Source organism: Variovorax brevis, assembly GCF_030317105.1.
Lineage (GTDB): Bacteria > Pseudomonadota > Gammaproteobacteria > Burkholderiales > Burkholderiaceae_C > Variovorax > Variovorax brevis.
The window spans coordinates 623,740-643,827 of record NZ_JASZYG010000002.1; the positions used below are offsets into that span (position 1 = coordinate 623,740).

Below are 20,088 nucleotides of genomic sequence, written 5' to 3' on the forward strand. Positions count from 1 at the left end.
CGCATCAACCTGGACTTCATGCCATGACCCTCGACCCCCACATCGTTTCCGCCTTCACGCCGACCGGCAAGCTGCGCGCGTCCATCAACCTCGGCAATCCGATCCTGGCCAGCAAGGACCCCGCGACCGGCGTCGCGAAGGGCGTCTCGGTCGATCTGGCCAAGGGCTTTGCCGAGCGCCTGGGCGTGGAGCTCGAACTCGTGGTGTTCGATGCGGCAGGCAAGTCGGTCGAAGCGGTCGCCGACGAACGCGCGGACATCGGCTTCTTCGCCATCGACCTGCAGCGCGGCGTGCACATCGCTTTCACCGACGCCTATGTGCTCATCGAAGGCTGCTACCTGGTGCGCGACGACTCGCCCATCCACAGCAACGACCAGGTGGACCGCGAAGGCAACCTGGTGGTGGTTGGCAAGGGCAGTGCCTACGACTTGTTCCTGTCGCGCGAACTTCGCCATGCGCACATCGTTCGCTCGCCGACATCGCCCACGGTGGTCGACACCTTCCTGGCGCAACAGGCGGACGTGGCCGCCGGCGTCAGGCAACAGTTGCAAGCCGACGCAGCCAGGCTCGGCGGCCTGCGGTTGCTGGATGAACGCTTCATGGTCATCCGCCAAGCCATGGGAACCCCCCGCAGCCGCGGCGAGCAGGCCGCCAACTTCCTCGCGGCGTACGTCGAAGAGATGAAGGCCAGCGGCTTCGTGGCTGCCGCGCTCGCGCGCCACGGCATCGAAGGCGCATCGGTGGCACCTGCTTCCAAACCCATTTCCCTCGCTTCGTAATCAAACCCCAGGAGACTTTCATGACCATCACCCAACGACGCAACGCGCTTCTCGCCCTGCTGTCCGCCGCGACCGGCTTGTTCGCCGGCCCGGCGCTTGCGCAGGACTACCCGACCAAGCCCATCACCATCATCGTGCCCTTCGCAGCCGGCGGAAACACGGACGTGAAGACGCGCCTGGTCGCGCTGCAGCTTTCCACCATCCTGGGCAAGCCTGTGATCATCGACAACAAGCCGGGTGCCAGCGGAAACATCGGCATCGAACTGCTCGCCCGCGCGGCGCCCGATGGCTACACGATCGGCATGGGCAGCTTCGGGCCGCTGGCGGTGAACCCGTCGATCTATCCCAAGGTCAACTTCGACCCCAAGAGCTTCGTGCCCATCGTGCTGCTTGAAAAGAGCCCGCTGGTGCTCGCGACGCCCGCGGACAAGCCGTACAAGACCGTCAAGGACATCGTCACGGCGGCCAAGGCCAAGCCGGGTTCCCTGAACATCGCCAATGCCGGGCCGGGCGGCGCACATCACCTGTCCGCCGAGTTGTTCGAAAGCGCTGCGGGCATCGACATGGTGGGCGTGCCTTTCAAGGGCGGCGGCCCCGCATCGAACGCGCTGCTGGCGGGGCAGGTCGACCTGATGTTCGAGCAGACGAGCGCCGCGGTGCCTTCCATCCAGGCGGGCAAGATCAGACCGATCGCTGTGACTTCGGCCAAGCGCCTGGCGAGCATGCCCGATGTGCCGACCTTCGCCGAAGCGGGCTACCCGCAGGTGCTGGTGTCGAACTGGATGGGCTACATCGCGCCGAAGGGAACGCCGCCCGCGATCGTCGCCAAGCTGCATGCCGCATTCGTCAAGGCCATCAACCATGCGGAGGTCAAGGACCGCATCCTGGCGCAGGGCAACGAGGTCGGTGGTGGAGCGCCCGCGGAGTTTGCGTCCTTCATCGACAGTGAAAGCGCGAAGTGGTCCAAACTCGTGAAAGAGCGCGACATCCGGATCGACTGAAGCAGGCGTGCCGGCTCGCTGCCGACCATGCATGGTGAAGGGCCAATGCGGGCGCCGCTGGCGCAATCGGCGTAGAAACGGCGCTCGCCGCTGCGAGGCAGGCAGCAAAGGTCCATCGCCATGAGGAGCGCAGCCATGAGATCCATTGTCCAGGCCCTTGGCGCACATGGCCGCGGCGCCGCCATGCACTTGTGGGCCGCTGCGGCCGGCCGTTCGGACCTGCCGCGGCGCGTGGCGCTGGCAGCCGCGACATCGATCTGCCTGTGGGGCGTGATCGGCGCCTCGAGTGCCTGGGCACTTTGGAGCGACGAGAGTTGGGTCGCGACCTGGAGCGCCGGGCCGCACTATGGCAACGATTTCGCAGCCTATACCCAGTTCAATGCACAGACCACGCTGCGGCAGATCGTGCGCGTCAGCAGCGGCGGGACCAGCGTGCGCGTGCGGCTGTCCAACGAATTCGGTAGCCAGCCGCTGGTGATCGGCGCCGCGCATGTCGGCCTGCGCAGTTCGGGTGCCGGCGTCGCCGTGGGGTCGGATCGGACGCTCACCTTCGGCGGCGCGAACTCGATCACCATCCCGGCCGGCGCGCCGGCATTGAGCGACCCGGTGGCACTCAACGTGCCGGCGCAGTCGGATCTCGCGGTGAGCCTGTACCTGCCCAATGCGAGCACTGGCAGCACCAGGCACTACTTTTCGCTGCAGACCAACTACGTTTCGCAGTTCGGCGACTACACCGGCATGGCCGTGCCGCCGGTGGCATCCACCGTGCAGTCGTATTTCTTCCTGACTGCGGTGGACGTTCTTTCGGTGAGCGGGGCATCGACGGTCGCCGTGCTCGGCGATTCGATCACCGACGGCTATCCCTCCGCGGCCGGCACCAACCGGCGCTGGACCAATGTGCTGACGGAGCGGCTGCAGGCCGCGAGCAGCCCGGTGGCGGTGGCCAACGAGGGCATTTCGGCCAACCGGGTGCTGCGCAATGTCACTGCGCCCAGTGCGCTTGCGCGCTTCGATCGCGACGTGCTGGCCCAGGCCGGCATCAAGTATGTGATCGTGCTCGAAGGCATCAACGACATTGGCCAGGGCGCCCTGTCGTCATCCGAGCCGGTGACGGCCAGCCAACTCATCGCCGGCTATCGACTGCTCATCTCCCGCGCGCACCAAAAAGGGCTGCGCATCTTCGGCGCCACGCTGCCGCCGTTCGAGGGCGCGGGCTACTACTCGGCCGAAGGCGAAGGCAAGCGCCAGGCGGTCAACAACTGGATCCGCACCGGCGGCGAGTACGACGGCGTGATCGACTTCGACTTGGCCATTCGCGATCCGGGCCGCCCGTCCCGCCTGCTGCCGCTCTACGACAGCGGTGACCACCTGCATCCCAGCGACGCCGGGTATCGCGCGATGGGCGAGTCGGTTTCGCTGCAGCTGTTCAAGTAGGGGAGTCGGCCTGCGTGCGCTCCGGCGACTGTCAAGATGCTCGTGGAGCGCTTGTTCCGGGTGTCGGGCTCAGGCAATCGAGTGGTGGCATGACGGGGCATCTGCCGATGAATGACGCCTTCAATGCCGCGGGCGCCTACGTCGTCTTGAGCCCCAGCCAGGCCACCGCGATCACCGCATTCACCGACACGCTCACGGCGCTTGGCACGTAGAGCAGCGCCGACGCCACCGTTGCGTCGAGCTGGATTTCGACGATGCCGCCCAGGCTGTAAAACAGCACGGCGCACCAGAGCCAGCGGTGCATGTACGTCAGCAGCCAGTGCGCCTGGGAACGGTTGTACCGCGCCGCCGCAGAGCGCTCGAGGAAGCTCCCCTTGTTGACGTCCAGGAAGAGCCACTCGAAGAAGAAGTAGCGGTACAGGAGAGCGCGGAAAGTCAGCTCTTGCACGATCCAATCCTTTTGACGGCGGTGGTTGGTACCCGTAGCGTATCGGGAAGACGGTCAAAACCCGAGGCTGACGGCGGTATAGGGACTTTGGCAGGATGGACATCGTCTAGCTGGCGTTGTGCAGTCAGCCGCATCAGGAGGCCGTCTGCAACTGGTCGAGATCCAGCAGGAGGTAGCTGGCGGCTCGTTGGGTTTTCCGGTCGCCGTCGTCGCTGACGATGATGACTCGCGCCCGTCCGTGAAGGACCGCCGAGCACACGCCTTCCGCGCGCTTCAGGCTTTTCAAGCCCGCAACGACGACTCGGCGGGCCGGGCTGCCTTCTCGACCGTCCCAGAGCCAAAGGCCGAAGGGGTCCTTTTCGCGCGACACCGGTCCGCTGACGATCAGGTACTCGGCAAGGGTGCGCACGTAGGCCAGCCCACGGATCCCCTGGCCGCCGAGATCCAGTTCATCGAGATCCGCAGCGACCCGGGGCGCCTCGTCTGCCTCGAACATGCCACGGGGATTCTCGATGCGGGCAATGATTGCGCGCCCCTCGTGCAGCGGACCACGAAAGCCGATCAGCAATTGCTGCTGGTCCTGGGTGATCTCCAGCCCTTCGATGTTGAGACCCGCGCCGGTCTTGACGTCCAGCACCTGCGCCGCCGCTGCCAGCACAGGGTGCGCGTTCGTCAGGGCGCCCTTCAGTCCTTCGACGACTTTCGTGTCCTCGACCCGATGGCCCTCGACGCGAAACCTCACCAGTCGTTCACGGGAGGTCTTCTCGTCGCCATCGTCGTCCCGCGAGTGCGAGGTGATGGCATAGACGAAGCCGTCGCGGTCCATGGAAAGGCCTTCGAGGTCCTCCAGCTTCCAGAAGTCGCTGAATATCTGGAGCAGGCCCGGACCGAGTTCGCTGCTGTCCACCTGCCCATCGACACCGATGGTGATCAAGCTGAAGGGATGCTCCTTCTCGTCCTCCACGACAAGAAAGCGGCCGTCTGGCAATTGTTGAATGCCTGACGGCTCATAGATGCCGGTCAGGGATTGGAAAGCGGGAGATGCCTTGTTCGCCACGAAGGCATTGTCTACCCGCCCGACACGCGACCGCAACCGAGGCTGCTGCGCTTGGCCTACTTCAATGCCGCCATCAAGCCCGCAATGCCAATCCCCACCGCCGCGAGCGCATCGCCGGCGATCAGCCCGCCGCCAAACAGCGAAACGCCGCTCATGTCTTGCGGAAGGTCGCGTTGTCTCGCGGACGCACGCGCTGTCAGCAGGCTGCCGACGACCCCGCCCGCCCCGAGCCAGAGCGCCGTCGGCAAGTTGACGAAGCCGCCGAATGACAAGGCGTAGGGAGAGGGAAGCACAATGGCGTCCAGCACGAAACTGCGCGGGCGCAGCCACTTGCGCAACACCTCGATCACGAGGCCGGCCGCGATGCCCACCCCAATGGCGACGCGCTGGAACGGCAGGTCCTCCGTCAGGCTGCGCAGCACGCCCACGAACTTGTACGTCATCGCGGAACTCCAGCCGGCGGGCTGCTGATCGGCCTTGAGCATCGTCTGGTCCTGCAGCAGGGCAGGATAGGCACTCATGAACAGCCGCGCGAACACCACGGCCAGCACCGCGCCCACGACGATCCCCAGCACCTGGTAGCGAAACTGCGGCACGCGCGGCGTGCCGAGCCGCCAGCCGGTGGAACGGTCTTGCTGCATGTCGCAGGCCACGCTGGTCGCCACCAGCAGCACCGCGCCCGCCATCAGGCCCACGCCCGGATCCCTCAAGCCCAAGGCGGCAAGGATGACGACCGTCACCACGAATGCTGAGGAGATCGGATTGGAGTCGCTGACCCCGACCGAGATACCGTTGACCAGGGCGAAGACAAACACCAGCGCCACCGCCAGCAGCAGGAAGAAGACCGGCTGCCCCAGCAACCAGTGGCCGCAGGCCACGGTGGCCGCTGCCCAGAAGGCCACCCACAGCACCAGGCGGACGTTGTTCACGCGGCGCCAGTCGTCAACGGGGCGCGGTGCTTCAACCCGTGCAGCCTTCCGTCGCGCGCGGGGCAGGGCGCGCGCAAAGATCAGCGTCAGGTCGACCAGCGCCGCGCCCATGATCGCGCCCAGCGCGATGAGGAACATGATCTTGCGCGGCGGGTCGCCCGCCTGCAGCCACCCGATCCGGATGAAGTACGGCTGCAGCGCCACGCCGATCAACCCGCCCACCACCGCGGGGATGCCGATGCGCGCGCCGACGACGAGCCCTGCGCCGAAGGTGGAGGCCGACAGTTCGACGGCGCCCATCCACTGCAAGCGGCCTGCAGACAGTCCCGTGGCCAGTCCCAGCGCAACCCCACTGCCGAGTTGCCGCACCGAGCGACGCAGCAGTGCGGTGTCGGTCAATGCCCGCAAGATGTTCGCGACGGCCAGCCCCGAAGGAAAAACCAGCTGCATGCGATCGACCAGAACCGGCGTGTAGAGCATGCCCACGCCCACGCCGAACATGCCGATGCACGCAAGGTACAAGGCCATCTGCCAGCCCGGCGGCTGTGGTAGGCCCATCCACACCATGGCCTGCAGCAGCACGCCCATCCCGCTCATGCTGGCGACCGAAGCGGCCGCCGTCTGGACGTAGTTGGCACCATGCCGCCCTGAGGCGCCGTAGCCCGCGGTGACGGCGGAGCCGAGCAGCCCCGCCAGCACCTGGCCGCCAACGAAAAAGCCCAGCGAGAAATTCATGTAGGCCGCCGTCACGCCGGCCAGCGGGCCCAGCACCAGCATGCCCGTGGCCGCCAGCATCAGGTGATAGGTCCAGCTGCCCTCGTCGGGCAGCCATCGCCAGCGTGCGCGCGGATGTTGCTTCATGAATTTCGCGGAACCGCCGGTGTCTGGAACAGGGACGAACACGATAACCGCCCGGCGATTTCATGGCGAGTTGATCTACCCGACGAAAGGCATCTCCGGGCCATGCGTCGGCGCAGGCGCTAGAACGTCCACTTCGCCGTGATGCGAGCGCTTCGTGGTTCCATCGGGTGAATGTGGCGATCCTCGATGCCCGAGCCGCAAGCGCCGCTGGCTACTTCGCCGGCAGTGCACGAGGCGTAGAAATACTCGATGTCGTTGCCCTTGTTGCCTGCGATGTTGAACACGTCCAGGCCCAGTGTCAGGTTCTTGTTGACGGCGTAGCGCGCACCGAAGTTGAGCACGGTGTTGCCTTGCGAGCGGACCGTGTTCAAGGTGTCCAGCGCGCGGGGACCGAGGTAGCGCAGCCACAGCGAGCCGCTCCATGGGCCCTGGATGTAGGTCAGGCCTGTGGCCAGCACGCTCTCGGCAGCGTTGTCCACGTAGTTGCCTTCGCCCTCCGGCGCCACGCCGCGGAACCTGGCGCGTGACAGCGCCGCATCGACCTCGAAACGCCAGGCGTCGTTCAGCCTCCATCGGGCCGTCAACTCGACGCCGCTGCGTTGGCTCGCGCGGCCGGGCTCGGTCGTGCCGGCGTCGCCCACGTAGACGAGTTCTGAATCAAGACGGAGTTGCCACAGGGCAATGGTCGTGCTCAAGGCATCGTTGGGCTGGAAGCGCCAGCCGAGTTCGGAGCCCGTTCCCTTGACGAGCGCGGGCACGCGGTCGGCCGGCAGGCCCGATTGCGGGTCGGTCGTGATGGTTGCGCCGCGCACGTCATTGCTGTGAAAGCCGACGCCTGCATTCAGGTAGAACTCGTTCTGCGGATTCAGCGTGAAGATGAGGCCCGCCTTGGGGCTGGCGAGCGAGTCGTGCCCCTTGCCGCTGTTGCCCGGTCCGTACACGGGCTCGCGACCCTGCACGTCGTAGCGCAGCAGGTCGCCGCGAAGGCCCACATAGCCGCGCCAGCGCTCGCTGAAGTTCACAAGCTGTTGCCCGTAGATGGAAAAGAGGTCTTGCGACACTTCGTCGTTGCGCACCGTCGAGAGTCGCTCGCGCGCCTGCGTGTTGTACAGGCCCACTTCGCCGATGCGGTCGCCGCGCCACTGCGCCCCGAAGCTCAACACGCCGTCGAGCCCGCCGATCTTGTTGGGCATGGTGTGCGACGCCAGGGCACCGAAGACATTGCGCCGGTCGGTCTGCTCGAACTGGTCGCCGTTCACCGGGTTGTTCAGGAAGTAGGTGAAGTCGGAGAAAAGGTCGAAGCGATAGTTGATGGCGTAGGCGCTGATGTTCGTCTCGCCGGCCGCGCTCTTGTTGAACCATTTGCCTGAAAGGCTCACCCGCTGCGTCTCGCCGCCGTCGGTGGGGTTGAGCGAGCCGAAGCGCGGCAACTGGCCGCTGTCGATGAGGCGTTGCGGCACCTGGTCCGTCGAGGTCCAGGTGCTCTTGTAGGCCATGCCCGTGATGCTGAAGCCTTGCACGGGCGAGCCCTGCGAATAGCGAAGCACGGCGTTGGCCTTTTTGAGGTTTTCCGGCACGTCCCATGGTCCGTCGTTGCCGACCAGTTCGACGGCGCCCAGCCAAGTCTGGTCTTGCACGGTGCGCGAACCGGCGGCCAGCAGGCGCTGGTAGTGGTTGGAGCCCAGCGTGAGCTGTGCAAACGGCGCATCGAGCACGCTGAAATAGTCAAGCGATGCACTGCCGGCCAGCGAGAAGTCGCCGTTGTCGGCAAAGTACGGCCCCTTGCGGTAGCTCACGCCAGAAACCAGCTCCGGGATGAGGAAGTTGAGGTCGGCAAAGCCTTGGCCGTGCCCATGCGTGGGCATGTTCACTTGCATGCCATCGACCTTCATCGAGAAGTCGGTGCCGTGGTCCAGGTTGAAGCCGCGCAGGAAGTACTGGTTGGCCTTGCCGTCGCCCGAGTGCTGGGTGGCGACCACGCCCGGCACCGATTCGATGATGTCGCCGGGCCGCAGCTTGGGGCGGGCCTGGAACACCTCGCGTTCGGCCGCGCCTTCGCTGGCGCTGTCGGCCAGGCCAATCGAGGCGTCACGCGGCCCGCTGACGACGATTTCGGGCAGGTGCGCTTCCTGCGCGCAGGCCGCAGCGCTGCCGAACGCGACGCCCAGCAAGAGCTGGCGTGGACGTGGGCGTGGCCGGGCGAGGGGGTTCATGGCAGAAGACGACATCCAGAAGCAAAAAGCCCGCATTGTTCACTCCCCAAACGACCCCACGGCTGTCCGCGATCTTTTCAACTGAAAAGTTCAAGAGAAAGGCAACACCTGGACATCCAGCACGCGCTCGAAGAACCAGATCGAGGCAAGCAGCATCGCAGCGACCGACCCGCCCTGGAGCAGCAGCGGCTGGTAGCAGCGCCAGCGGCGCACGGCCAGCAGCGTGCCCAGTGCGGCAAACACGACGACGAGTTGTCCGGCCTCCACGCCCAGGTTGAACTGGAGCAGCGCGACGACGAAGCCGCGCACCGGAAGTTCCAGTTCGGCCAGCGCACCGGCAAAGCCGAAGCCGTGGATGAGGCCAAACAGAAAACTGAACAGCTTGCGCCGCCCGCGCAGCAAGGGATAGATGTTGTCGACCGCGGCCAGCATGATCGTGACGGCGATGGCCGGTTCCACCACGCGGGGCGAAATGGTCACGAGCTTGAGGCCCGCCAGCGCCAGCGTCAGCGAGTGGGCCACGGTGAACATGGTGACGATGCCCAGCATCGGCCACACCGCCTCACGCCAGGTCACCACCGGTTTCCATCCGCCTTGCCGGCGCCGCAGCACGGCGGGCAGCAGGAGACAGAGCAGGAACAGGATGTGGTCGTAGCCAATCAGGATGTGATGGATGCCGTCCTGAAACAGGCTGGTGTTGGCTGGCAAGGAATTGGAGGCGACTGCGCCGCGTGCGTCGCCGGGCGAAGTGCGGGGCCAGTCGACGGTGATTGGCCCGGCTGCGGGGTCGAGGGAGCGCAGGATCGGATCGTGGCTTTCGCGCTGTTCAATGCGCAGCAAGCCGCGGTGCGTGGGATCGACTTCGCGCAGCAGCCGGTAGTCGATGTCCAGCCCTGCCGCGATGTCGCATCGTGCCTTGAACTCGAACACGAGGTAGGCGCCATCGATGCGATCTTCCACTGCGGGTGCACTGGCTTCGGCCATCGCGCAACGACCTTGCTGCAGGCGAAGGCGTGGCAGCGCATAGGCGCGGATGTCGTCCATGCGGGACTGCACCTCACCCCATGTCAGTTTGCGGTCGCCGTTGCGGTCCAGGTCGAGGACGGCATCGAGATCGCGCAGCGCAATGTCCCAGCGCAGCTCGACAGTGTCCGCGGTGGCGCGTAGCTGAAGGTAGGCGTCGCTGGCCTTGTGCGCGTGGGCTGGGCGAGTGCCGCATGCGAGCGCAATGAAGAGCAGGGCGAGGGCGCATCTGCAAGCCCACCGCGCAATCGAAGCGCGCGTGCGATCAGGGGATGGCATCGATGCGTGCATCGCGCAGTCCTGTCTGTTGCATCAAGGTGCGCACTTCCCTGCGAGCCCCGTCGTCGTGGGTTGCTGCGGCGGCGCGTGCAAGCAGCAGCATGTCGATCGGCTCGCGCTGCACGCGGACATTCGCGCGGGCCAGTTCCAGGGCGCGCCTTGAATCGCCCAGGACGTCGAGCGCAAAGAGCGCTCCTTCACGCGCGTGCACGCTCGCGTTGCCTGGTCGCAGCGCGGCGGCGTCGAACCGGGCCTGCAGTTCCCGGACGTCGTCGGTGAAGTTGTCGTTGGCCTGCGTGGTGCTGGCTTTCTGCGTTGGCGTGCGTTGCCTGGCAATGGCCAGGCGCAGCAGGACGGCATCGCTGCGCGGCTCGTTGCGCAGCAGCGGCGCCACTTCACCCGGGCGCCCCGCCTGCAGCAGGAAGTCGCTGTAGGCGAGCAGCAGATAGCCCGAGCGTTCGGCTTGCAGCGCCTGCCGGTACGCGGCTTCGGCGGCGGCCGGACGGCCTGCGAGTTCCTCGACTTCAGCCAAGGTGGTGAGGAGCCACTGGCGCGTGCCCGCCTGCTGCGCGCCTTGCAGCATGGGTGTCGCAAGCAGGTCGCGCAGGGCCTCGCGCGCCGGGGCATGGGCGCCTCGCAGGGCGGCGTTTTCGGCCTGGCACGCCACGCCGTAGAGGGCAGGCCCGGCACGTCCGAGCGCACGGCATGCGGCGTCGGATTCGTTGTAGCGCCCGCGCACGCGAAGTATGGTGGCCAGGGTGATCCACGCCTGCGCGTTGGCGGGCTGGCGCGCCAGTGCTGTCTTGAGCGTGGCTTCGGCGCTGTCGAAATCATGCAGGAACTGCGCAACGGTGGCGCGCATCACGAGGATGGCGGCGGGCGTGCCGGCAGCAGGTCCGTCCCACGCTTGCAATGCGCCCATGGCGTAGCCTGCGTAGCGGGCGTCACCCTGGCTTCGCGCCAGTTCAAGGTAAGCCTGCGCCGCGGCAATGGCCGTCGCCTCGTCCCTGGGGCGCTGGGCGAGTGCGTTGCGCAGTTGGCGCTGCTCGCGCGACCAGCCAGAGATGGTGGGCAGGGTCTCGACCACGGCGTCCTCGCTCGAGGGAACGCGCGGTGTCGCGCCGCCTGGCGCAGACACCGCCAGCAGCACCGACGCGATCACGCTCCATCGCACCAGGGCGCACGCCAGCGGACGGCCCTTGCACATCATGGCGTCGCCACGGGTTCCTTGGTGTCCGAGGTCGGCGGGGGATCGAAGGCGGACACATCGACAGGCTCGGCCGTGTCCAGCGCAGTCGCGACCAGATCCTTCACATAGGCCATGAACTTGTCGAGCGGGTCGTTCTGCCCGGGCGGGTTGGTCACCACCGGGGGCGGCCCGTGGTCGTGCCCACCGCCACCGCAGGCGGCAGCCAGAATTGCCGCGGCCAGCGGCAGGGCGAAGCGAAAGGTCTTGCGGTTCATGCCGTGCTCCTTATTGCGCGCCGGGCAAGGGCGTCGTCAGGTACGGGAAGGCGTCGGGGAACTGCGTCGGGCTTTGCGCGGCCCCATCGGTGAGCATTGCAGCGCCGGCAGGTGCATCGGAAGGCTTGCAGCCGACCTTGAGCGCATCGCCCGCCCCGGTCGCCACGCACAGCGCGCCCATCGCAACGCGCAACTCGGCATCGACGATGTCGTCGCCCGGTCGCCGGCCGTTCGGGAAGCCCGCGTTGTCACCGGCCAGCACGCCGAGGTTGTTCTGGCTCGCCTTGGGGGTCGGCGCGACGGACGTGTTCAGGCGAAGCATTTCGGAGGCCTTCACGTTCGCCGGCTTGTTGACGCCCTCGACGCCCGTCAGGAATGCGGCCACGAGATCGGTGCGCGGAAAGTTGGTCGGTGCAACTGCGCCGGGGAACAGCGTCTGGATCAGCGCCGGCAAGGTCGGGTTGGTGACGTAGTCGGCAAACTGCCCGTCGTCCTTCGGCTTGGAGCTGTTGAACTTGTCCTTGTCCTTCAACCCGATGACCACTTCGTTGACCAGCGGCATGCCCAGGCGCGACACCTGCGCCCACGGGCCGCCGTTGAGGGCCGTGGTGCCGTGCCCGCTCCTGGGCGGGCTGGCGATGAGCCGTCCCTGCCGGACGCTGGCCGTGGTCCAGCCACCGATGATGGGGCCGCCCGCGGTCACGCACGAAATGGGAACTTCGAGCGCCATGGTGGTGACGTTCTTGTTGGCCAAGGCATCCGGGTTGGCGCTGGACGAGCCGAGCGGGTTGAGGTTGATCAGGTCGAACACCTGGCCGAGCGCCACGCTGAACGGGTCTTTTCGCTGTCCCACGAACACGCGCCCCGGCGCGTCGCAGCCGGGGATGTTGACGGTGTAGAGGTGCTGGTTCGCATAGCTGGCGTAGCCCGCGGGTCCGCCAAAGGTCTTGTCGCCGATGTTGTCGGTCGGCTTGTCGAACACCGTGCCACCACCGCTCATGGAGACCGGCTCGACGACGCCCTTGCGGCGGTCGCCTCGCACGATGTCCAGCGTGTAGGTCTCGCGCAGGTTGCTCGTGGGCTGATTCGGCCCGGAGATGCCGCCGGCCTGCACCAGCGGAATGGACACCTGCTTGCCGGAGATGGGCAACTGGATGTCGCGCAGCTTGTTGGTGAAGCGGAAGCGGAAGGTGATGTCTTCCACCGCATCGCCGTTGATGTCGAGGTGGATCTCATAGAGCGCATCCGGATCCATCGAGAAATAGTTGGGACCGCCATAGGGACTCTGGTCGGGCTGGTAGTCCGCGATCAGCGTCACGTAGGCCTGGCGTCCCGGTTCATAGCTGCGGAACATGTAGAAGTCGGTGGCATCCACCTTGGGCATGCCTGCAATGGAAGGCGCCTCGCGGTGGCTGGACGCAAGGGCGCCGGCGGTTGCAATCGCGCATGTGGCGAGCACGCCGAGTTGCACGGATGGCTTCGGGAGTCTCATTGGCATCACCTCATTGGTCAGGTCGTGGATGGGCAGGGCCGGTGGATTCGCGTGCGAAAGCTCGGCCCTGTCACCAATACGCAGCGGGTGCTGCGGTGGATTCAGAAATCTTGCGTTCCTGAATCCGCGCCGGCGGTTCGGGCGTATTCGTTGTGGGCGCCTTGGCCCACAATCCACCCATGAGTGCCCCCAGCCTGGACGCCGAACTGATGGCATTGATCGACCGCGTCGGCCAACGCGACGAGACGGCGTTGCGCCTGCTCTACGACCGTACCGCTCCGCGGCTGCTGGGCTTGGCGATGCGCGTCGTGCGGCAGCGTGAATGGGCCGAGGACGTGCTGCAGGAGTCTTTCCTCACCATCTGGCGCGTGGCCGGCGACTACCGCAGTTCGCTCAGCCCGCCGCTCGCGTGGATGGGCCTCATCGTGCGCAGCCGCTCGCTGGACCTGCTGCGCCGGCGCTCGGCCGAGCGCGCGCAACTCACGCAGGATCTCGATGAAACGATGGCCGACGCCCTGGTGTCAGACGCCGCCAGCCCGATGGATGCCGCGGACGCAAGCGAGCAGGCACAGGCACTGCATCGATGCCTGCAGGAACTGGACGGCCGTCAACGCGAAGTGGTCAGCCTCGCCTGGCTGCATGACATGAGCCACGTTGAGCTTGCGGGGCAACTCGCGCTGCCGCTGGGCACCGTCAAGACATGGATAAGGCGCGCACTGGAGAAGCTGCGCAACTGCATGAAGCAATTTGCCTGACGAAGACCGGCGCATGAAGATCTCAGCCAATCCCCGACTGCTCGAATTGCTTGCTGCAAGCTACGCGCTTGGCACCTTGCGCGCGGGCGCACGCCGACGCTTCGAGGCGCTCGCACGCGAGCAGGCGCCCGTGCGTGCCGCGGCGCTGGTCTGGCAGGGTCGGCTCGCGAGCATGGCGGAACTGCAGCCCGCCGTCACACCCGATCCGGCGGTCTGGGTGCGCATCCAGAACGAGATCGATGGCCAGCGACAGCAACTCGCGATACAGCGTCAGCGCGAAACGCCTGTTCCCCCAGCCAGCACGCCGACCGGTTGGTGGCGCAACCTGCCGCTTTGGCGCAGCGCGGCAACAGCGGGTGCGCTGGCCACCGTGATCGCCGTGGCCGTCGGCGTTCGACTCGATCATCAACTGCGCGAGGCGCCGGTGGTTCAGTACGTGGCCGTCTTGTCCGACGACAAGTCCGCGCCATCGATGCTGGTGACCTTCGACCCCAAGAACCGCCAGCTGGTGCTGCAACGCGTGGGCGACTATCGCGAAGGCGAGGACAAGTCGCTGCAGCTGTGGGCGTTGCCGCCCGGCGGCGCCGCGCCGCGATCGCTGGGCGTGATCGACAAGGCGCCTGTGCTGAAGCTCACCGCGAGCGAATCCCAGGTGCGCGAGGTGCCTGCGCTTGCGATCAGCCTCGAACCCAGGGGTGGCGTGCCGAGCGAGCGCGGACCGACGGGGCCGGTGCTGTTCAAGGGCGCATTGATCGAGAAGGCGCTGTGATCTGCGGCTGCAGCAGGCCGATCTGCAGGAAGTCCGGATTCACTGGGCGGCTTTGGTGCGTGCGGACGTGTCGGCGGTGCCGATCCACCGGGTCACCTTGTTGTCCTTGACCACGAACACGTGCACCCAGTCGGTCTCGAATACCTTGCCGTTCGGCAACGGCCTGATCTGCTCCCAGCCGATCACGGTCACATGATTCGGTCCTTCCAGGAATTCGCGCGGCTCGAGCTTTTGAATCTCGTCGGACGAAGCCAGCGCCACGAACCATTCCTGCACTCTCTCCTTGCCCACGAAGTGCCCGGCATAGGGGACATCGGAGCCAATGAAGTGCCAGTCCACGTTGTCGGCCAGCAATTCGAGAATGCCGGGGACGTCGCCGCGCCCGAACGCGGCATAGCCCTGTTGTGCGATTTCGGTTGGCGTGCTCATGGCGTGTCTCCTTCCAGCGTGGGCCAAAAGTCTAGGCGCGCAAGGGGGCGTTTTCAAGGCGGACCGGTGGCATTGCGCATCAGCCTTCACCGCATCTGTTGTTGACGTGCCCGGCGCAGGCTATTGGGTGATGAAGGAGCGCCTGCGCCAACGATGGACGCACTGACGCGATGGACCCAAGCGTCCTTGCCTCAAAGCGGTGAACTGTCGAGGCCCTGCTGCCGATCCCTCAGGCCAACGCCCGCAGTTCCCGCAGCGCGACGGACAACATTGCGGCATCGGGCGCCGGCACGGCCCTGAGTTCCGCCATCAACTGCGCGGCGCGTTCGAGCGCGCGGCCGTTTCCAGCCTCCCACGCCTGCACCAGCGTTGCCGGCGATTCCGCGTCTTCGTTCCCCGCCAGCACCGCGGCGGTGATCGCGCGCTCCAGCCCCGAGAGGTCGTCGAGCATCGCGCCCTTGGCCAGCGTCTGCCAATGCCGGTCGCCTGGCAGCGCGGCGATCCGGTCGCGCAACCACGGCATGCCCAGGCGGTTGGCCAGATCGAAGTAGATCGCGGCCACCAGCGCCACCGGCCAGCGCGCACTGCCGGCGATCTCGGCGATGTCGAGCGTGGCGTTCAATGAGTCGAAGGTGACGACGCGCTCCGCGATTTCGCGCGGCACGCCCGCCGAGACGTACTTCGCCACGGCGGCATCGACACGCGCGCGTTCGTCGGCGTCCAGCAGTTCGGCCAGTCGTGCCGACAGGGCATCCACGTTGGGCTTGAAGTGATCGATGGTGGCCTGCATGTCTTCGTTCAGGCGCCGCGAACGCAGGAACCATTTCGTCGCGCGCTCCAGTTGCCGGCTGGTGTCGATCAGCAGACTCGACTGCACCGCGTCGTCGACCTTGTTGTCGAAGGCGTCGATGGCCAGCCACAGCGGCACCATGCCGAAGATCTCGCGGCTCATCAGGTAGGCACGCACGACCTCGAAGGCGCGCGCGCCGGTGGTCTCGACCAGGCGATGCACGAGGGTGCTGCCAACGCGGTTGATGGTGCTGTTGGTCACGTGCGTCGCGATGATCTCGCGCCGCAGCGGATGCCGGGGCATGTACGCCGAAAACTTCTCGCGCAGCAGCGTCGGGAAGTAGCGCTCGAGTGCCGTTGCCACCCACGGGTCGTCGGGCAGCGGCGAGGCCAGCAGTTCGTCGTAGAGCCAGATCTTGCTGTAGGCCAGCACCACGGCACGCTCGGGCGTGGTCAGACCCTGGCCCCTTGCGCGGCGCTCGCCGAGTTCTTCGTCCGTCGGCAGGTATTCGATGGCGCGGTTCAGTCGCCCGGCCTTCTCCAGGAACTGCATGAAGCGCGTCTGCGCGTCCAGCAGCTGCGGCGCCACGCGGCCGGTCACCGACAGCACTTGCGTCTGGAAGATGTTGTCGCGCAGCACGAGCGCAGCCACCTCGTCGGTCATCTGCGGGAGCACGGCGTTGCGCTGCTTCTCGGTGAGCTCGCCTTCGGTGATCGGCAGGCCGAGCAGGATCTTGATGTTGACCTCGTGGTCGGAGGTGTCGACGCCCGCCGAGTTGTCGATCGCATCGGTGTTGATGCGACCACCGGCGAGTGCGAACTCGATGCGGCCCAGTTGCGTGCAACCCAGGTTGCCGCCTTCGGCAAACACCTTGCAGCGCAGCTCGCGCCCGTTCACGCGCAGCGCGTCGTTGGCGCGGTCGCCCACTTGCGCGTGGCTCTCGCTCGACGCTTTCACATAAGTGCCGATGCCGCCGTTGTAGATCAGGTCCACCGGGGCCTTGAGGATGGCGTTGACCAGTTCCGTCGGCGTGAGCGCATCGGCCGTGATGCCCAGCACCTGCTGCACCTGCGGCGTGAGTGCAATCGACTTGGCACTGCGCGCATGGATGCCGCCACCTTCGGAGATCAAGGCCGCTTCGTAGTCGGCCCACGACGAACGCGGCAGCTTGAACATGCGCTCGCGCTCGACAAAGCTTTTTTCGACGTCGGGATCCGGATCAAGAAACACATGCCGGTGGTCGAAGGCCGCCACGAGCCGGATGTGCCGCGACAGCAGCATGCCGTTGCCGAACACGTCGCCCGACATGTCGCCGATGCCGGCGACGGTGAAGTCGGTGGTCTGCGTGTCCACGCCCATTTCGCGGAAGTGCCGCTTCACCGATTCCCACGCGCCGCGCGCCGTGATGCCCATGACCTTGTGGTCGTAGCCCACGGAGCCGCCGGATGCAAAGGCATCGCCGAGCCAGAAGCCGTATTCCTTGCTGACGCCGTTGGCGTAGTCGCTGAAGGTGGCCGTTCCCTTGTCGGCCGCGACCACCAGGTAGGGATCGTCGTTGTCATGGCGCCGCACTTGCGGCGGCGGCACGACCTTTTCGCCGATGAGGTTGTCGGTGATGTCGAGCAGGCCGCGAAGGTAGTCCTGGTAGCAGGACACGCCTTCGCGCATGTACGCCTCGCGGTCGCTGGCCGCGGGCGCGCGCTTGAGCACGAAGCCGCCCTTGGAGCCCACCGGCACGATGACGGTGTTCTTGACCATCTGCGCCTTGACGAGCCCCAGCACTTCGGTGCGGAAGTCTTCGGGCCGGTCGGACCAGCGCAAGCCGCCACGCGCAACGCGCCCGCCGCGCAGGTGCACGCCCTCGAAGCGCGTCGAGTACACGAAGATCTCGAACATCGGCTTGGGGGCCGGCAGGTCGGGCACCTTGGCCGAGTCGAACTTGAAGGACAGGAAGCCGCGCCGCTTGCCACTCGCATCGCGGCGCCACGCGTTGGTGCGCGTGGTCGCCTGGATCAGCGCAAGGTACTCGCGCAGCACGCGGTCTTCCGAAAGGTTCGCCACGTTTTCGAGGGCGGCCTCGATCTCGCGCACCTTCTGGCCGGCCATGTCCTGTGCATCGTCGGCCTTCGAAGGATCGAAGCGCAGGCTGAACAACTCGACGAGGTCCCGCGCAATCTGCCCGTTGGCAACCAGCGTGCTCTCGATGAAGGACTGCGACAGCGCAAAGCCGATTTGCCGCATGTACTTTGCGTAGGCGCGCAGCACGACGATTTCATGCACCGGCAGGCGCACTGCGAGCACCAAGCGGTTCAAGTCGTCGTTCTCGACCTCGCCGCTCAGCACCGCGGCAAATGCCTCCTCGAACACCGGGCGCAAGGCATCGACGTCGATGTCGGCGTCGCCCAGTGCGTTGCGCAAACCGAAATCGTGAATCCAGATCGGCGCCTCGCCCTGCGGCGCGAGCCGGTGCGGATGTTCGTCGAGCACCTTCATGCCCAGGTGTTCGAGCATCGGCAGGCTGGTCGACAGCACGAGCGGCTCGCTGCGGCGCAGCACCTTGAAGCGCAGCATTCCGGGCGGCGCTTCGAGGGGGCGATAGAGGTTCATGCCCAGCGGCTGGGTATCGTTCAAACCTTCCATCAACTCGATGTCGTGCACGGCGGCGCGTGCGGCAAACTCATCGCGGTAACCGGCAGGGAAGGCGCCGCCAAAGCGGCGCAGCAGATCATTGCCGCGCGCCTCGCCGATGGTGCCGATCAGTGCTGACTTCAGGTCGTCGTCCCAGCGCCGCGCCGCTTCGACCAGGCGTTGTTCAAGCTCACGCACGTCAACGTTGGGGATCTCGCCGGACTTGGTGCGCACGGTGATCTGGATGCGCGCCAGCACGGACTCCGACAGGTGCACGTTGAATTCCGAACTGGTGCCGTTGAAGGCCTCCATCAGGATCGACTGCCATTTCTGGCGCAGCTCGGTCGTGTAGTTCTCGCGCGGCGCATAGAGCATGCAGGCGACGAAGCGCTCGTAGGGGTCGCGCCGCACGAACAGGCGAAAGCGCTGGCGCTCGCCCAGGTGCAGGATGCCCATGGCCGTTTGCAGCAACTCGTCGGCGCTGGTCTGGAACAGCTCGTCGCGTGGATAGGTGTCCAGGATGTTGACCAGCGCCTTGCCCGAGTGGCTGCCTGCGGAAAGACCCGCGCGCTGCACCACGTCGGCGACCTTGCGCCGAAGCAAGGGAATGTCCGCCGGGTTGGCGCTGTAGGCCGTGGAGGTGAACAGGCCAAGGTAGCGGTCTTCGCCGCACACGTCGCCCGCCGCGTTGAAGCGCTTGACGCCGATGTAGTCCAGGTAGCCGGGACGGTGCACGGTGGAGCGCGAGTTCGACTTGGTGATGATCAACAGGTCAGGACGACGCGCATAGGCCCGCGCCACCGGCGAGAGCGCGGCGAACGCATCCTTGCCATCCTTGGTGGCCGCGCGCAGGATGCCGAGGCCCGAATCCGGCACGACCTGCAGTGCGTCTTCGCCGTCGACCTTGACCAGTTCGTGGCTGCGATGACCCAGGAAGGTGAAATGGTCGTCCGCCAGCCAGCGCAGGAAGGCCTGCCCCTCGGCGAGTTCCTGCGCCGGCAGGGGCGGCGCGTGCTCTTCGAGGTTGCGCACGATGGCAAGAACGCTCTGGCGCATCTTGTCGAAGTCGGCCACCGCCAGGCGCACATCGCCCAGCACGCGCAGCAGATCAGTGGCCAGTGCCTCGAGCCGGCTCGCATCGGCTACGCGGTCCACCTCGACATGGATGAAGGATTCGCGACGCGCGCCACTCGAGGAAGCGTCCGTCGCCAGGCCCTGGAGCGTTCCTTCGTCATCGCGAATGACCGCCACCAGCGGATGGATGATGAGGTGCAGCGTCAGCCCATGGCGGTTGACTTCCATCGTTACCGAATCGACGAGAAAGGGCATGTCGTCGTTGACGATCTCGATGATGGTGTGCGTGGACTGCCAGCCGTGTTCCGCAATCGTCGGGTTGAAGACGCGCAGGCGAGCGTGGCCAATTTCGCGGGTGCGCGCGAAGCCCCAATGCGACAGCGCGGCGCCGTAGAGGTCTTCCACCGGCCGATCGTCAAGGTCCTCGGGATCGACCTGTCCGAAATACTGCCGGACGAAGTCGGCAAGAAGGTCCGCAGGCTCTGCGACGACCTTGGTGCGGATCAGCTGCACCACCTCGTCCAGTCGTTCGTTCCTGCGTGCTGTCTCGGTTGCGTTGGTTTGCATGTTGTCTCCCGGCGAGCGCTTGTCGGAGGCCATGCTATGACGATGGCGTGGGATTGGAAAGCCCGCTCAGCGGCCGGTCGTTGGAGTGCGTTGACT

At 66.3% G+C, this 20,088-nt stretch carries 15 protein-coding genes; 5 read left to right on the forward strand and 10 right to left on the reverse strand.

Annotation, left to right across the window (positions count from 1 at the left end; all coding sequences use genetic code 11):
* Positions 1-23: 23 nt before the first annotated feature.
* From QTI66_RS07575 to QTI66_RS07585, 3 genes are all read left to right on the forward strand, one after another.
* On the forward strand, positions 24-779 hold the full coding sequence (locus tag QTI66_RS07575) for an ABC transporter substrate-binding protein (protein ID WP_286558596.1): 756 nt from the start codon (positions 24-26) through the stop codon (positions 777-779).
* A 20-nt stretch (positions 780-799) separates the two neighbouring features.
* A complete protein-coding gene (locus QTI66_RS07580) occupies positions 800-1,780 on the forward strand; it encodes a Bug family tripartite tricarboxylate transporter substrate binding protein (protein ID WP_286558598.1) in 981 nt (326 codons plus the stop codon).
* Between the two features lie 135 nt (positions 1,781-1,915).
* Entirely contained in the window at positions 1,916-3,214 is a 1,299-nt protein-coding gene (locus QTI66_RS07585; protein WP_286558600.1) for an SGNH/GDSL hydrolase family protein, read from the forward strand.
* A 136-nt stretch (positions 3,215-3,350) separates the two neighbouring features.
* Here QTI66_RS07585 and QTI66_RS07590 read toward each other — a convergent pair whose 3' ends face one another.
* The 8 genes from QTI66_RS07590 to QTI66_RS07625 all read right to left on the reverse strand — a co-directional run bounded on the left by QTI66_RS07590 (position 3,351) and on the right by QTI66_RS07625 (position 12,980).
* Positions 3,351-3,662 carry a hypothetical protein gene (locus QTI66_RS07590; RefSeq protein ID WP_286558601.1) on the reverse strand — a complete coding sequence of 104 codons (312 nt, stop codon included), beginning with the start codon at positions 3,660-3,662 and terminating at the stop codon, positions 3,351-3,353.
* Between the two features lie 133 nt (positions 3,663-3,795).
* Positions 3,796-4,719 carry a DUF3616 domain-containing protein gene (locus QTI66_RS07595; RefSeq protein WP_286558603.1) on the reverse strand — a complete coding sequence of 308 codons (924 nt, stop codon included), beginning with the start codon at positions 4,717-4,719 and terminating at the stop codon, positions 3,796-3,798.
* A 56-nt stretch (positions 4,720-4,775) separates the two neighbouring features.
* The gene (locus QTI66_RS07600; protein WP_286558607.1) at positions 4,776-6,509 is read right to left on the reverse strand and encodes an OPT/YSL family transporter; all 1,734 of its coding nucleotides are present in this window, start codon (positions 6,507-6,509) and stop codon (positions 4,776-4,778) included.
* 119 nt (positions 6,510-6,628) lie between these two features.
* The gene (locus tag QTI66_RS07605) at positions 6,629-8,722 is read right to left on the reverse strand and encodes a TonB-dependent receptor (protein ID WP_286558609.1); all 2,094 of its coding nucleotides are present in this window, start codon (positions 8,720-8,722) and stop codon (positions 6,629-6,631) included.
* A gap of 90 nt (positions 8,723-8,812) precedes the next feature.
* Positions 8,813-10,024 (reverse strand): HupE/UreJ family protein, encoded by a 1,212-nt coding sequence (locus QTI66_RS07610; RefSeq protein WP_286558610.1) that lies wholly within the window; start codon positions 10,022-10,024, stop codon positions 8,813-8,815.
* A complete protein-coding gene (locus QTI66_RS07615) occupies positions 10,011-11,234 on the reverse strand; it encodes a tetratricopeptide repeat protein (protein ID WP_286558611.1) in 1,224 nt (407 codons plus the stop codon). Before QTI66_RS07615 ends, QTI66_RS07610 begins: the two co-directional genes overlap by 14 nt.
* A complete protein-coding gene (locus QTI66_RS07620) occupies positions 11,231-11,488 on the reverse strand; it encodes a hypothetical protein (protein ID WP_286558612.1) in 258 nt (85 codons plus the stop codon). The genes QTI66_RS07615 and QTI66_RS07620 overlap by 4 nt, the downstream gene beginning before the upstream one ends.
* Before the next feature lie 10 nt (positions 11,489-11,498).
* Positions 11,499-12,980 carry a DUF4331 domain-containing protein gene (locus QTI66_RS07625; protein ID WP_286558613.1) on the reverse strand — a complete coding sequence of 494 codons (1,482 nt, stop codon included), beginning with the start codon at positions 12,978-12,980 and terminating at the stop codon, positions 11,499-11,501.
* Between the two features lie 179 nt (positions 12,981-13,159).
* Here QTI66_RS07625 and QTI66_RS07630 point away from each other — a divergent pair, with 179 nt between their 5' ends.
* Positions 13,160-13,735, forward strand: coding sequence for an RNA polymerase sigma factor (locus tag QTI66_RS07630; RefSeq protein WP_286558614.1), 576 nt, complete (start codon positions 13,160-13,162; stop codon positions 13,733-13,735).
* A gap of 13 nt (positions 13,736-13,748) precedes the next feature.
* The gene (locus QTI66_RS07635; RefSeq protein WP_286558615.1) at positions 13,749-14,504 is read left to right on the forward strand and encodes an anti-sigma factor; all 756 of its coding nucleotides are present in this window, start codon (positions 13,749-13,751) and stop codon (positions 14,502-14,504) included.
* Between the two features lie 39 nt (positions 14,505-14,543).
* On the opposite strand, the gene QTI66_RS07640 is transcribed toward QTI66_RS07635, so the two are convergent.
* Positions 14,544-14,933 carry a nuclear transport factor 2 family protein gene (locus tag QTI66_RS07640; RefSeq protein ID WP_286558618.1) on the reverse strand — a complete coding sequence of 130 codons (390 nt, stop codon included), beginning with the start codon at positions 14,931-14,933 and terminating at the stop codon, positions 14,544-14,546.
* A 229-nt stretch (positions 14,934-15,162) separates the two neighbouring features.
* On the reverse strand, positions 15,163-19,992 hold the full coding sequence (locus QTI66_RS07645) for an NAD-glutamate dehydrogenase (protein WP_286558620.1): 4,830 nt from the start codon (positions 19,990-19,992) through the stop codon (positions 15,163-15,165).
* Positions 19,993-20,088: the final 96 nt, after the last annotated feature.

Bases quoted from the DNA above. Each gene is read 5' to 3' on its own strand.
- QTI66_RS07575 (WP_286558596.1), top strand. From the start codon at position 24: ATGACCCTCGACCCCCACATCGTTTCCGCCTTCACGCCGACCGGCAAG.
- QTI66_RS07580 (WP_286558598.1), top strand. From the start codon at position 800: ATGACCATCACCCAACGACGCAACGCGCTTCTCGCCCTGCTGTCCGCC.
- QTI66_RS07585 (WP_286558600.1), top strand. From the start codon at position 1,916: ATGAGATCCATTGTCCAGGCCCTTGGCGCACATGGCCGCGGCGCCGCC.
- QTI66_RS07600 (WP_286558607.1), bottom strand. From the start codon at position 6,509: ATGAAGCAACATCCGCGCGCACGCTGGCGATGGCTGCCCGACGAGGGC.
- QTI66_RS07605 (WP_286558609.1), bottom strand. From the start codon at position 8,722: ATGAACCCCCTCGCCCGGCCACGCCCACGTCCACGCCAGCTCTTGCTG.
- QTI66_RS07610 (WP_286558610.1), bottom strand. From the start codon at position 10,024: ATGCCATCCCCTGATCGCACGCGCGCTTCGATTGCGCGGTGGGCTTGC.
- QTI66_RS07615 (WP_286558611.1), bottom strand. From the start codon at position 11,234: ATGATGTGCAAGGGCCGTCCGCTGGCGTGCGCCCTGGTGCGATGGAGC.
- QTI66_RS07620 (WP_286558612.1), bottom strand. From the start codon at position 11,488: ATGAACCGCAAGACCTTTCGCTTCGCCCTGCCGCTGGCCGCGGCAATT.
- QTI66_RS07625 (WP_286558613.1), bottom strand. From the start codon at position 12,980: ATGAGACTCCCGAAGCCATCCGTGCAACTCGGCGTGCTCGCCACATGC.
- QTI66_RS07630 (WP_286558614.1), top strand. From the start codon at position 13,160: ATGAGTGCCCCCAGCCTGGACGCCGAACTGATGGCATTGATCGACCGC.
- QTI66_RS07635 (WP_286558615.1), top strand. From the start codon at position 13,749: ATGAAGATCTCAGCCAATCCCCGACTGCTCGAATTGCTTGCTGCAAGC.
- QTI66_RS07640 (WP_286558618.1), bottom strand. From the start codon at position 14,933: ATGAGCACGCCAACCGAAATCGCACAACAGGGCTATGCCGCGTTCGGG.
- QTI66_RS07645 (WP_286558620.1), bottom strand. From the start codon at position 19,992: ATGCAAACCAACGCAACCGAGACAGCACGCAGGAACGAACGACTGGAC.